Source organism: Paenibacillus sp. B46(2026), from assembly GCF_056786355.1.
On sequence record NZ_CM165907.1, the window covers coordinates 6,444,400 to 6,458,202 of the forward strand.

Below are 13,803 nucleotides of genomic sequence, written 5' to 3' on the forward strand. Positions count from 1 at the left end.
ATAAGCGCAATTCTGATACAGGGGGCTCACCATATGGACAAAAAAGCGGCAAAGATACTGCTGAACACCTTCTGGGGAGGTGGCGGCTGGAAAACAACCTCTGCACCCTTCTCCGGAGTTGAATTTGAATATGCCAAAAGCAAAGGGGTTATGTTCGACCCACTCACGATCACGCATGATGAGATTGTCCAGCGTCTGTACGCCATGCATCAGGATGACTCCTTCAAGGAACGCGTGATTTCGGCCTTTCTACATAGTCTGTCCACCAAAAAAGTCTATCTGCGCAGCGCATTATCCAGCTGGGCTTTAACATCGAAGATGCCTTTACATACCTACGCGGAACGCCCTGCCCTTCACGCTAACACCAGTGCCTGTGGGGATTGCAACTTCCTGCGTTTGCAGTCAGACAAGGAATATTCCAACATCGACTTGAACGTCCTGAATTTTGAACGGATTAAGTGGGGTGGCGTGCGTCATGGTTGGTTACTCTACTGCCTGATGGATCTGGAATTACTGCTACAGGACAAGGATGCAAACTATGAAGTAACACCTGAAGATCAGGCCATCCTTGTAAATCTCCTTGAAGCAGCACAGACAGAAGATCCCAAGGACAGTGCACGTTCACTGGAGAAAAAGTGGAAGGATCTCTTCCCTTCCAGCAAACAGGAGCGGGATGCCCTGCTGGAAATCTGGGCGGCAGCCGGAATACTGGCTCCTGGAGATAAACCGAGGAAAGGCAAAGGTGGTTCCAGCGATTTCGTCTTTGCAGCAACCTGGCAAGGTGATGATGGATATCATGCAGAAGCCGCAAATCATTATTTCGGCTCCTATCTTCCTTAAATGCGATAAAACCTGAACTTTTGCTCACCTTTGCGTGCGTCTGGTTACAATAATGACATCGACAGATTTCCTGTTTAACTCGTATAATAAGGGGAAATTGGTAGATGGGAGTGAAACAAGCGAGTTTATGGTATACATACTGGCTTTTATAGTGTCTTTTGCTGTCGTGGTTCTGCTTATTCCGCCGCTTGGTCGATTGGCTCACCGGCTCGATTTTGTGGACAAGCCCCGGGAAGATGTGGAGCGTAAGCTGCACAGGCAACCGATCCCGCTCACGGCGAGTTACGCGATATTTACTGGATTTTTCCTGACATACATTGCTCTGACCAAAGAAATCACATGGGAAACGGCGGCTCTGGTCGCTGGTGGTATGCTTCTGCTAACGATTGGTACCGTCGACGACTGGTACAAAACAAAAGGCAAAGATTTTCCTGCCCTGCCCAAGATGCTCGTACAGGTCTCTGCGGCAGTGCTCGTATTTGCTTCGGGCATTGCGTTCACCGGATTTGTGAATCCCTTTAACGCGGAATATGTCATGCTTCCAATCTGGCTGCAATTCATTCTCACGATCCTGTGGATCTTCGGGGTGACAACCGTCATCAACTTCTCGGACGGCATGGACGGACTGGCTGGCGGATTATCGGCCATCTCGGCGATCACCCTGTTCATCGTGGCCCTTGCCAAAGGTCAAAGTGATTCCGCACTCATGTCGATCATTCTGGTCGGTGTGACGATCGGTTATCTGAAGTACAACAAAGCTCCTGCCAAAGTGTTCATGGGCGATGCAGGTGCTACGTTCCTCGGCTTCATTCTGGCTGTTATCGCTCTGGATGGTGCATTCAAACAAGCGACCATGTTGTCCATCTTCATTCCAATTCTGGCGCTCGGCGTACCGATCTTCGACAACATCTTTGTCGTTATCAAACGCTTCATTCAAGGTAAAGCGATCTACCAGGCCGATGCAAGTCAAGCCCATTATCGATTGCTGCGTGCAGGATTGAATCACAAACAGGTTGTTGCTGTGCTCTATCTCGTCAGCATTTGTCTGTGCCTGTCCTCCATTATTTTAATGTTAGTGGAAATGTAAAATAGTAAAACCAAACAAGGAAGCAACCTTCGCTACGATGAGGGTTGCTTCCTTGTTTGCGGTTCAATCCATGTGTAGCACTCCATATGCTAGCCTGCCCGATCAGGCGAAGGATGCAATGACTGCCCCCGCACCCCCGAAGCATACCTTGTTAACTCCTGCACCTGAACTGAATTAAGATTTAATAGCCCCGGCCATAGCGCCTCCCACAATGAACCGTTGCAGAGCAACGTACAGGACAACCAGCGGCAAGGTAACAATCAGAATGCCACAGGCGAGCAGCGGCCAGTTGTTCATGTATTGTCCATAAAATGTGAAGAGTCCTTTGGTTACCGGCTGATAATTCGGATCTGATAAATAAATGGTCGGCCCGATAATATCGTTCCATACACCAATCGCGGTGAGAATAATGCCTGTTGCCAGGATTGGCTTCATTAACGGAACAAGGATCGTGAAGAGATAACGTGTATATCCACTCCCGTCCATTGCCGCCGCCTCATCCAGTTCACGTGATACGGATTTGATATAACCCACAAACATCAAAAAGGCGATCCCCGTCCCTGTCGTCTTCAGCAAAATATATCCCATCTGAGTGTTGTAGAGACCCAGATTGTTGATCAGGGAAAACTGCGGAATGAGCGGGTTAGGAAGATACATAGAGATCAAAAAGAAAATATAAATGAATGTGCTGAACTTCACGTATCTGCGTGCAAGCGGGAATGCCGCAAAGATGGACAACATTAATGTCAGAAGGGTGGACATCCCTGTATAGAGCACACTGTTCCACATATACTGAGAGAAGTTTCCTTTATTCCATGCCTCAGAAAAGTTCTCAAGTCGAATTCCTTCGGCAATCGCTACAGGATCAAGCAAATATTCCGTCTGCGTCTTCATCGATACATTGAACAGATAGAACAGCGGGAAGACGTACAACGCAAGCATAAGCAGGACGATGACGTAGCTAACCATTCTCGACGTTTGGCTCTGCTTCATTATACTTCCACCTCTCTTCTGCGAAGATAGAACAGCGCAACCATGGATATCGTAAATACAAAGAGGAACTGAATCATGGCGACAGCAGAAGCCAAGCCGTAATCAGCCGTTCCGCTGCCAAACGCCGTAGCGTATACATCAAACGCAAGCGTCGTTGTATTGAACTTGCCACCCGTAAGTACATAGATAATGTCAAAGGTTTGCAAAGCTCCAATAATGGACAACAGCATGTTGACCGTAAATGAAGGGGCAATCATCGGGAATGTAATGTGGGTAAATGCTTTCCACCCCGAAGCACCATCCATGTAACCCGCCTCGTACAGATCACTTGGAATGGATTGCAGACCTGCAAGAAAGATCGTCATGGAATACCCCATGTACATCCAGATCTGAACGAAAATAATCAGTTCAAAGGCTATATTATAATCACCAAAAAAGTTGGAGCTGGTACCAAAAAAGTTGAGGAGCGACTGGGCTGGTCCACCCAGCGGATTCGCAACGAGTTGCCAGATCAATCCGGACACCGTAACCCCCAATACAACCGGCAAAAAGAATACCGCACGGTACAATTTGTCGCCTCTAAGCTTCTTGTTGATCAAGATCGCCATGAACAAACCAACCGCATTTTGGATGACAACCACAGCAAATGCAAAGTACAAGGATCGCCCAATAGCATCCAGCCGATCTCCGGCATTGGATGCACCAAAAAATGTTTTATAATTTTCAAAGCCGATAAAGCTCCATGTCTGACCCCGAACGCCAGTAGCATCCGTAAACGAAAACAGCACCGTTACGAGCGATGGCCCGAAACCAAACACCATGTACAGCAACAACGGAATGCTCAAATAGAGATAAGGAACAAGCCGAGCCTTACCTTTTCCAAAGGGATACATCTTCCTCACACCTTTCATGTGGTAAAACCAAGACAAAGGAAAGCCGGAATAGCGGTCTGGCCTGGGCCCGAAGGCTCTGACCCTGAGCGTGATTCCGGCGTATGTGGCACATATGTACCATCGATGCTAACTTATTTTGGAGCAGCAGCGTCCCAGTCCACTTGTGATTTGCTTGCAAGCTCTTCCGACGTTGCAATCGGTCCTGCAGGCTTGAGCATTTCCGCGTGAACGCTAGACTCCGAAATGTACTGCCCTACATTTTGACGGTTAATGAACAATTGATCCCAGGAAAGCTTGAAGTTTTCCAGGTACGGCTGAATGCCCTTGATAAATTCGCTCGTTATTTCTACATCAGGTTGTGTTGGGAGAAAGCCAGCTGCATTCACAAAGTCCGTATAGTTCTCTTTCTCGGACAACATGTCAAGCCATTTCATTGCGTAGTCCTTGTTCGGTGATTTGTCCACCACCATCCAGGTCATATCGTATTTACCGGCCAAATCTTTGTTTTTAGCCGCATCATTGCTGCCTGGAATAGGGAAATAACCGAATTTCAGATCAGGGTTGGCCGTTTGAATCGTTGTTGCATCCCAAGTGCCGTCAGCAATCATGGCAACCTTTCCTGTAGCAAACAAACTTGGCAATGTGCCGTAGTCAACACCCATGAAGCCCGTCATCGCACTGTTCATCAACACTTGAGATTTTTGCAATACTTCGATCTGGACCGGATCAGTCAGCTTGGTTTCGCCAGTCCAAAGTCCTTGGATATAAGCAAGCTGATCCTCATGAATAGAAGCCTGAAGACCTTGCACCGCGAGGCCAATCGGCCACACATCCTTGCCCGCCAGACCAAGCGCCTCTACCTCATTGTCTTTAAATACTTGGATGACACGCTGCAATTCATCCCAGGTTGCAGGCACTTCCAGATTATATTTGGCGAAAAGCTCCTTGTTGTAGAACAGTCCTGTGAAAGCCACCTTACCCATGTTTACACCGTACACTTTGTCGTTGTACGTCATTGCGTTCTGTACATCCACTTCATTGTAGTTTTGGATGAATGATTGATCCGACAGGTCACTGATCAGCCCTGCATCAATCCATTGCTTCCACATCGGATCAGCAGCGCCCTTGGACCAATCCTGCGGAGCGCCTACAAAGCTTGATTTGAGCGGAATGATATCGACATCTCCACTATTACCGGCGTTCATCCGTGTTTGCATCAATTGATCATATGTAGCATCCGCCGGAACCGTCGTATACTCCACCTTCACTTCCGGATACTTTTCTTCGAATTTTTGATTAAACTCTTTGATGTAGTTGTTAATGTTCTCTTGCTGCCAGTGAATGATCTTCAAGGTAACTTTTTTGCTGCTGTCTGTAGCCTGAGTTCCTTCTGATTCCGAAGAGCTGCTACTACAAGCGGCAAGCACAAATAATAAAGCGGTTACAAGTGCGATGGCTAAAGTCATTTTCTTCATTTTCGTTATCCCCCAAGATTTTGAATTAAATCTACGAAATTAGTTTCGTTAATTTCACCCTTATTATGACTTCAGATCTTTATTTTGTAAATAGTCATTTTTTGTTTTTTGATTTCCATGCTCAAACCCGCTTGATAAAAGCTTTTTTTATCGTTGTATACGTTGAAATCAAGTTAACCTTTACGAAAATTACGAAACACAGCACATGACATGATTTCATGTACAGCCCCAGATAACCCGGTATTCCCTTTAAATGGACTCATAATCTGTAAAACAATTAAGATTATGAGCTAAAATTAGTCCTTATTTTCGCGAAAAACCTCCTTGATCGCTTAAAACCTATGGATACATATCATTTCAAGTGTGAAACCCCCTTTCTGCTGTTGACTCTCCTGTCTTTGTAGCATAGAATACTTGCAAGAAAGCGAAAAAACCGATACAACCCCAGTTTACGAAACTAGTTTAGAATCCGAGGGATGTTTATGAATATCAAAACGATAGCGAGTTTAGCCGGCGTGTCTGTAGCCACGGTGTCCAAGATTATCAATAACTATCCAGATATCAGCGAGGAAACGCGCCAGCGCGTGCTTAAAATTATGGAAGAGACAGGCTATCGTCCATCTTCTTCAGCCAAAACGCTGGCGACCAAAAAATCCAGCCTCGTTGGCGTCGTGTTTGCAGGGAAGCTGAACGTGGATTTCAGTCACCCTTTCTTCGTACAGGTCATCAATGCGTTTAAGAAACAAATTGGCTTGCTTGGATACGACCTACTCTTCTTCTCGAATGAGAAGTTTTTGGATCAGGGTGAGGACTACTTGGCGAGATCCAAGTATTTTCAAGTGGATGGCTGCATTATTATTGCGGGGGATGAGGTGGAGAGTAGCATATTCGACCTGGATGCCAGCCTGATTCCTTGTATCGGCATTGACATTGAGCTGACAGGACAGGGCTCCTGTTACATCATGTCGGATAACGAGAAAATTTCACTCAAAGTTGTCGAGCAGTTCTATATGAACGGGTACCGGGATATCGGTTTTATTGGGCTTCAGCGTGCCTCCTTGGTGATGCAGCAGCGGGAAGAGGCGTTTAAGCGTTCCCTAAAGCAGTTTAGTATTGAGGAGAAGCCCGAATGGATGGTATACAGCACCGATTATGCCGCAGCAGACGGATATGAAGCAGCCAAGAAAATACTCTCCTGTGGCGTTCTGCCAAGGGCAGTATTTGCAGCTACGGATCTGCTTGCCTTCGGAGCTGCCCGCGCCTTCAAGGAGCACGGCCTGCGCATACCGGAGGACATCGCCATTGCAGGCTGTGACGATATCGAGGCCTGCCGCTATACCGATCCGCCGCTCACAACCGTCAAGCAGGATACCGACAAAATCGGACGCCTTGCCGCCATGATTCTGTTCGATCTGATGAACAAGCAAATGGATAACCGCTGCATTAAAGTGGAGCCGGAACTGGTTGTGCGTCAATCCTGTGGCACAGCCATGCTGCTGGCACAGGAGATCTGAGCGTTAAGTCTTTGGGACTGGCTGCTACAGATCACTCACATCATAGACATAGCGATTTTTCATAAAACTCCACACCAAGAAGCGAAAAGGGGATGTCCCATAAGTCATGAATATGACAGGGGACATCCCTTGTTCGTGTTATTTTGTTTTAATGAACCTGAGACACGCTAATCGCTCCCATTTGCTCCGATCTGAGATCTAACGAATCACAGAGACGTTATTTCTTCGATTCGGTCGATTTTTTAGGTTTTGACAACGTTTTATGACAAAATAGCGTTACTGAGATTCGTTAAATCTTGCAAGCGTTGATGTTCCGCCTTTTAAGGTGCGGCAGGTTCGTTAGCGCTTGGAGCGAGGCGGAATTCCTTTTGAGACAGCCCCATTTGCGATGCTGAGAGAACGGACAGTCCCGGCTCTGAGATCATGGTTATACCGAGAAAGTTCCTGCTATCTGGAAGCGGCAGCAGGCAGCTTGCCCTCTACTGTCTGCAAGTCAGACCAACCCGGCCGATCAAGTTCGATGAGACGCCGGTATCGCTCTTCCCCAGCCAGCAATTGTTCGTGAGAACCCCGCATGGCAATCTTTCCATTTTCCATAAAAATAAGTTCGTCCATCTGTTCCGCACCAATCAGGTGATGGGTGACCCAGATCATCGTTTTGCCTTGCAAGCTGTCCAGAATGGTCCGCATCAGTTCACGTTCCGTCACTGGATCAAGCCCTACAGTTGGTTCATCAAATATCACAACAGGTGTATCCCGGAGCAGTACCCGGGCCAGAGCAATCCGTTGCCTTTCCCCACCGGAGAAACGCAGACCCGTCTCCAGCATCGGCGTATCATATCCCTGCGGCAAGGATTCGATCAGACCGGATAAACCTACTTGCGCGGCCACTTGACGAATCTCCTCATCCGTTGCATGTGGACGACCAATCCGCAAATTATTGGCTACCGTGGTATCGAACAGGTGTGGGCTCTGATTCAGCACCGCGATGACATCAGGCACACTTTCGCCCAGGGTCTGCACAGACATATTATTGATCAGAACGTTCCCCGCAGACGGAAGCAAGGCCCCCTGAATCAACTTCAACAAGGTTGATTTGCCGCCGCCACTTCGTCCAAGGATGGCTAGACGTTTGCCTTGTGGCAGATGAAGGGATACATCCTGTACGGCATAAGCATCATCAGATGCATAACGGTAACTAACGTGATTGATCTCGGTGTCTGCTCTTAGTTTGGGCGGAATGCGAAGACGAATTCGTCTGTCCGGGATAGCATTCGCAGCTGGCAAGGACTCTGATGTCTGTCCAGCCGTCACGTTGCCGTTTTTTACTACAGAGATCGAATCGCCCGTTCCTTCAACAACATCCGCTCCATTCTGCACCGGAAGATGCTCTTTCCCTTCCAGCTGTTTCAAGCGGTCCAGTGATTCCCGGTACTGTGGAAGATGCTCCACAGCATCCCCTACTGGCAGGAGTGTTTCCGTGAGCGGGAATAACACCAATACAAAAGCAGCAATCATCACGGCAGGTAATTGCCCGACAGAAGCGGCGTTTCCAGCCCATAACGTAACCGATACTACCATCAGGCCAATGACACACTGGGCCATCAGATCACGCCAGCGTGTCCAGCGCCGCAACTTACGGCGAACCGCGTCGACCTGTTCTTCTGCCTCTTCCTGCTGCTGAACAAATTCCGCTGCTCGTCCACTTGCAAGCCAATCTCCCAGTCCAAGCACCCCGTCAGTCAGACGGGTATACAACCTGCTATTTTCCTTTTTCAGCCGCACACGCCATTTCCACGTCACTTTCAGAGAGATTGCAGGTAGCGCGGCAACGAGAAATAACATATACAAGCCCATCCACAGCGCAAATCCCAGATCAACACTGCCAAAGGCAATCACTGCCGCACCGTACATCACAAGCGCGGTAACGGCGGGGAAGACTGTACGCAGATAGATATCCTGCAACCGCTCCACATCATCGGCGAGTGCTCCGAGTACATCTCCGGTCTGCATGCGAGAACGCAAGAACAGGGCCTGTGGCTCCAGAATGCGATACAGCTTCACCCGTTGATCGGCCAACACCCGCAGTACGGCATCATGTCCTGCCAATCGCTCGATGTATCGAAAGACGGCGCGAAAAATCCCAAATGCACGTACACCCACAATGGGTACATACACCATCAGAATATTTTCAGGACGCAGCGCAGACTTGGAGATCAGAAATCCGGAGGTAAACAGCAACAGTACTGCACACAGGGCAGCGCATGTACCTAGCGCAATGACTGCAATGAATCTCCAGCGGTACTGTGCCACATACGGAGCGATCCAGCTATTTTTTTCTTTTCCGTTTCGGACGTTCCCCATATGTTCATATCCGGATTTCATTTTATATCGCCTCCATCTGGGCCTGAATCATCTGATAATATACGCCTTGTCGTGCCAGCAATTCCTGATGTGTTCCCGTCTCTGACACCGTGCCACCATCCATGACAATAATTCGATCCATATGTGGCATCCAGTGCAGACGATGGGTAGCCAAAAATACAAGTTTGCCTTCAAACAGCGGCAACATCGTCTGTTTCAGCTCATACTCTGTTTCCACATCCAGATGTGCTGTCGGTTCATCGAGCAGCAGGATGTTCCGTTTACTAAGCAAGGCTCTTGCCAGCGCCACCCGTTGCTCCTGCCCACCGCTGAGCTGTCTGCCGCCAGCCCCAATGGGCTCATGCAGCCCACCGGATAAAGAGGTCAGAAGCTTGGTTAATCCAGCTGCGCTAATGGCCCTGGCCACTTCCGCATCCGAAGCCTCCGGCACGTAGAAACGAACATTATCGGCCAGGCTTCCACTGAAGATATACGGATGCTGCGGGATGGCTGCCGTCTGTCTACGCCAGGATTCGAGCATATCCTGTGTCACAGGCTGTCCGTTGGCTAATACCTGGCCTGAGGTAGGCAGCTGAAATCCAGCCAATACATCAATCAACGTGGACTTGCCTGCTCCGCTGGCGCCAATAATACCGATTTTGCCGAGACCCGTGATCTGAAACGTGACATCCTTTAGCGAATAAGGACCTTCATCATCGTGACGTACCTGTACATCCGTTAGTGCCAATCTGCTATTCTCATTCCAGGAGGACACTGAGGAAGAGGAGAAACCAAGATCAGGAGTAGTAGAAGCAGGATCAAGATGCCCCGCAGCCATTTTATCGTTCAACATGACACGTATGGTCGAAGTAGCGGCTTTCCTTTTACCCGAAGATAAAGATGGTGTATATCCCGTCTCGTCCTCAGTCGTGTCTGCATGCACAACAACATTCGCATAGGCTTCTTTCTGTCTCTGTTCAGCAGCTTTCCCCCGTTCAATCACCTGATTAATGGCCGCTCCGGCTTCCTTACCGTCCAATGTGGCATGGTAATCGGCGCCGAGCATCCGTACAGGCAGGAAATATTCGGGTGCCAGAATCAGTACCGTCAGCGCAGGGCCGAGCAGCATATGTCCCTCCGTGAGACGTAATCCCAGACCAACCGCCACGGAAGCAACGGATAGCATGGTAAAGAAATCGAGTGCAAACGAAGAAAGAAAGGCCATGCGCAGGGTAGACATCGTCGCCTTCCGATACCGCTGACTGACCCGCAGAATAGACCCTTCGTGTGTTTTGCTCTGTCCCAATGTTTTTAGCGTTTCCAGACCACGCAAGGTATCGACAAAATGGTTGGCGAGTGCTTTGTAGGATCTGAATTGCCCGTCTATCTTCCGCTGCGCAGCAAGACCAATCAGAATCATGAACACGATCAGGATGGGGAGTGTCAGCATCAGAATAACCCCGGACATCAGATCCAGCTTGAACACATACAGCAGAATGACGATGGGTGTGAATCCTATGCCCAGCATGCGAGGGATGAATAGTTCGAGATACGTCTTGTATTGAGCTGTTCCCTCACGTGCCAGAGTAACCAGATGGCCTGTGCCCTCGGTCTTGGCATAACGCGGCCCAAGCCTGAACCACTGCTCCACCATCTGTCTTCGCAGATCGGTTCCTGTCCTCTCCGCATATCGTGATGTCACGAGTTGTAACCAGAAGGATAGAGCGTATCGGGCGGCAAAAGCAGCCAGGAACAGCAGCAGTACAGGGTACTGCTCCGTTACGGATGAACCTTCAAACAATGCCGTGATGGCCTGTGCCAGCCATTTGGCTTGCATAATGATCGTCATCGCCTGTAGCAGCACCAGCGCTGATGCCAGCGCGAGTATCGGCCGGATGCCCGGCAGCTTCAGCAGCCCCCGTCCCATATCAGTACTCCAGGTGGTGCAGCTCGTTCAGACGTTTGCGGAAGATATAATAACTCCAGATCTGATAGCCAAGAACAAACGGCAGCAATGTGCAAGCTACAATTGTCATTACTTTCAATGAATAAGCACCGGATGCTGCATTGTATACAGTCAGGTCATATGCCGCCCCAAAGGAACTCACCATCACTCTTGGGAACAGTCCGATAAATACCGAAGCAAAGGCAATCGCAATCACTGCCCCAGTCATACCAAAAGCCCAGCCTTCACGCTTCTGACGAACAAAGTATGCCGCAAGTGCAAGCGAGACTGCGCCAAGTACAACCATAATCCAGAGGGCCCAGCCGCGTACGGTGAACACATCGGTCATGAAATACGTCATTAATGCGTAAACAGCGAGCAGTGCAGCCAGCGGCAGCATCAATTTTTGCGCTGTATTCAAGGCACGCTCTCTGAGTTCCCCGACTGTCCGTAGTGAGGCAAACAGCAAGCCATGAACCAGACACAGCAGGGTTACGCTCAAGCCACCAATCACGGTGTACGGATTAACGATATCGAAGAATCCTGCACGCAACTGCATCTCCCCATCAATGGGCAGACCCTTCATCAGCGTGGCAAAGACAACTCCGAACAGGAAAGGCAGGAGCGCGCTGGAAACAACAATGATGATGTCCCATGTTTTGCGCCAGCGCTGCTGTTTCATTTTACTGCGGAATTCGAAGGCAACTCCGCGACCAATCAAGGCGAGTAACACCACTACAAGTGGCAGGTAAAAACCACTGAACAACGTCGCATACCAATGCGGGAAGGCAGCAAACATGGCGCCCCCTGCCGTAATCAGCCATACTTCGTTGCCATCCCAGAACGGACCGATCGAGTTGATCAGGGTCCGGCGTTCACGGTCCGTTTTGGCAATAATGCCTGTAGACATCCCCACACCAAAATCAAAACCTTCCAAAAAGAAGAAACCGACAAACAATACGGCAATCAGTAAAAACCACAACTCACTTAGTGACAACGGAATAACCTCCATCCACGCCGAACGGATCGGCCGATTCATCGTGATCTTCTGGCTTATCGACCGCAAATGGTCCTGCCTTGATCTCACGTACGAACAGGTATACCATCACGATACCAAGCACGGTATACGCGGCTGTGAACGCAATCGTGGAGAACAAGATCATTCCTGCGGATACGTTCGGTGAGACCCCGGCTTCGGTGGTCATATAACCAAATACCGTCCATGGCTGTCTTCCGACCTCGGTCATAATCCAACCTGATGTATTGGCGATAAACGGCAAGGATATAGCGAATACCATCAGACGCATGAACCACTTCCCAGCGACCTCCAGCTTCTTGCGCATAGCCAGAAACGTACCGTACAGAGCCAGCACAATCATTAAACCACCCGCTGCGATCATAATGCGGAAACTCCAGAACGTTGTCCGTACCGGCGGGATGTAGTCCCCCGGTCCATACGTCTGCTCATACTCCGTCTGAAGCTCCTTCATGCCTTTGACACTACCGGAGAACTTGCTATAGGACAGGTAACTGAGCAATCCGGGGATTTTGATCTCACCCGTATTCTCCTGTTTGTCCGGATCGATAAAGGCGACCACCGTCCATGGTGCCGGATCTTCTGTCGTCGTCCATGTGCCCTCACTGGCTGCCATCTTCATTGGCTGTGTCTCCACCAGATATTGCGCCTGGAAGTGCCCCGAGAAAGCGACGCCAAATGAGGAAACAAGCGCGATAATGATTGCGATATTAAACGATTTGCGGAAGATCTCCACATCCTGCTTTTTCATCAATTTGTAGGCACTGATCCCGGTTACGACGAAGGCTCCTGTCATCAATGCCCCAAAGATTGTATGTGGGAACTCGACGAGAAGCTGACCATTCGTGATGAGTGCAAAGAAATCATTCATCTCGGCTCGGCCGTTGTTGATCTCAAACCCGACAGGATGCTGCATAAACGAATTGGCTGCCAGAATCCACAGCGCGGACAAGAATGTGCCGACAAACACCAGCCAGATACAGGCCAGATGCACTTTTTTGGACAAACGATCCCATCCGAATATCCACAATCCAATAAATGTAGACTCCATAAAAAACGCGAGTAACGCTTCAATAGCCAGTGGCGCACCGAACACATCCCCGACAAATCGGGAGTACTCGGACCAGTTCATGCCGAACTGGAACTCTTGCAGAATACCTGTGACAACCCCAACGGCAAAGTTAATCAGGAACAGCTTACCCCAGAACTTGGCCATCGTTTTGTAGATCTCCTTACCCTTAACGACGTACAACGTCTCCATGATCGCAACCAACAGTACAAGACCGATGGATAGCGGGACAAAAAAGAAATGGAAAATCGTTGTAAGTGCATATTGGATTCGCGATAACATAATCGGATCCATACCGTTACCCCTTCTTTCTGTTCACTTCGCAGTATGCGTATTTGGCATTGAAGCTGCACCTTCGCTGTCTGTCCACCAAATACGTTGATGAATGTATTGTGCCAGATTACCTATTTTATACATGTGATAATTATCACAATCTACGTGTTTAGAGCAAAAAAAAGTGACCTCGGTCACACAAAAGATAAAATTCAGCCTATTATCACAGCTTGCCAACTTCATCTATTCATGGAAGATACTCATGTTTGGGACGGAACGCCCATATGTTAGTCTCAGGCAGATCATGCGAAGTG

At 48.9% G+C, this 13,803-nt stretch carries 10 protein-coding genes; 3 read left to right on the top strand and 7 right to left on the bottom strand.

The features are described 5' to 3' along the window. Window positions 1-33: 33 nt before the first annotated feature. Complete coding sequence (locus AC1S8V_RS28555) at window positions 34-840, top strand: hypothetical protein (RefSeq protein WP_482071676.1); 807 nt, start codon at window positions 34-36, stop codon at window positions 838-840. Window positions 841-967: 127 nt separating this feature from the next. After that, window positions 968-1,927, top strand: coding sequence for an MraY family glycosyltransferase (locus tag AC1S8V_RS28560; protein WP_482074604.1), 960 nt, complete (start codon window positions 968-970; stop codon window positions 1,925-1,927). Between the two features lie 174 nt (window positions 1,928-2,101). On the opposite strand, the gene AC1S8V_RS28565 is transcribed toward AC1S8V_RS28560, so the two are convergent. The 3 genes from AC1S8V_RS28565 to AC1S8V_RS28575 all read right to left on the bottom strand — a co-directional run bounded on the left by AC1S8V_RS28565 (window position 2,102) and on the right by AC1S8V_RS28575 (window position 5,288). Continuing rightward, window positions 2,102-2,920, bottom strand: coding sequence for a carbohydrate ABC transporter permease (locus tag AC1S8V_RS28565; protein ID WP_482071677.1), 819 nt, complete (start codon window positions 2,918-2,920; stop codon window positions 2,102-2,104). Next, entirely contained in the window at window positions 2,920-3,813 is an 894-nt protein-coding gene (locus AC1S8V_RS28570) for a carbohydrate ABC transporter permease (protein WP_482071678.1), read from the bottom strand. The genes AC1S8V_RS28565 and AC1S8V_RS28570 overlap by 1 nt, the downstream gene beginning before the upstream one ends. A 131-nt stretch (window positions 3,814-3,944) precedes the next feature. After that, window positions 3,945-5,288: an ABC transporter substrate-binding protein gene (locus tag AC1S8V_RS28575; RefSeq protein WP_482071679.1), complete on the bottom strand. Its 1,344-nt coding sequence runs from the start codon at window positions 5,286-5,288 to the stop codon at window positions 3,945-3,947. A 482-nt stretch (window positions 5,289-5,770) separates the two neighbouring features. Here AC1S8V_RS28575 and AC1S8V_RS28580 point away from each other — a divergent pair, with 482 nt between their 5' ends. Beyond that, a complete protein-coding gene (locus tag AC1S8V_RS28580; RefSeq protein ID WP_482071680.1) occupies window positions 5,771-6,802 on the top strand; it encodes a LacI family DNA-binding transcriptional regulator in 1,032 nt (343 codons plus the stop codon). Window positions 6,803-7,249: 447 nt separating this feature from the next. Here the strand turns inward: AC1S8V_RS28580 and cydC are convergent, their stop codons facing one another. Genes cydC through AC1S8V_RS28600 form a run of 4 tightly spaced genes read right to left on the bottom strand, consistent with a single transcriptional unit; the run spans window position 7,250 to window position 13,510 of the window. After that, window positions 7,250-9,187, bottom strand: coding sequence for a thiol reductant ABC exporter subunit CydC (gene cydC, locus AC1S8V_RS28585; protein WP_482071681.1), 1,938 nt, complete (start codon window positions 9,185-9,187; stop codon window positions 7,250-7,252). 1 nt (window position 9,188) lies between these two features. Then, window positions 9,189-11,093, bottom strand: a complete 1,905-nt coding sequence (gene cydD / locus AC1S8V_RS28590) for a thiol reductant ABC exporter subunit CydD (RefSeq protein WP_482071682.1) — start codon at window positions 11,091-11,093, stop codon at window positions 9,189-9,191. Window position 11,094: 1 nt separating this feature from the next. Continuing rightward, window positions 11,095-12,150 (bottom strand): cytochrome d ubiquinol oxidase subunit II, encoded by a 1,056-nt coding sequence (cydB, locus tag AC1S8V_RS28595; protein ID WP_482071683.1) that lies wholly within the window; start codon window positions 12,148-12,150, stop codon window positions 11,095-11,097. Continuing rightward, the gene (locus tag AC1S8V_RS28600; protein ID WP_482071684.1) at window positions 12,095-13,510 is read right to left on the bottom strand and encodes a cytochrome ubiquinol oxidase subunit I; all 1,416 of its coding nucleotides are present in this window, start codon (window positions 13,508-13,510) and stop codon (window positions 12,095-12,097) included. Before AC1S8V_RS28600 ends, cydB begins: the two co-directional genes overlap by 56 nt. Window positions 13,511-13,803: the final 293 nt, after the last annotated feature.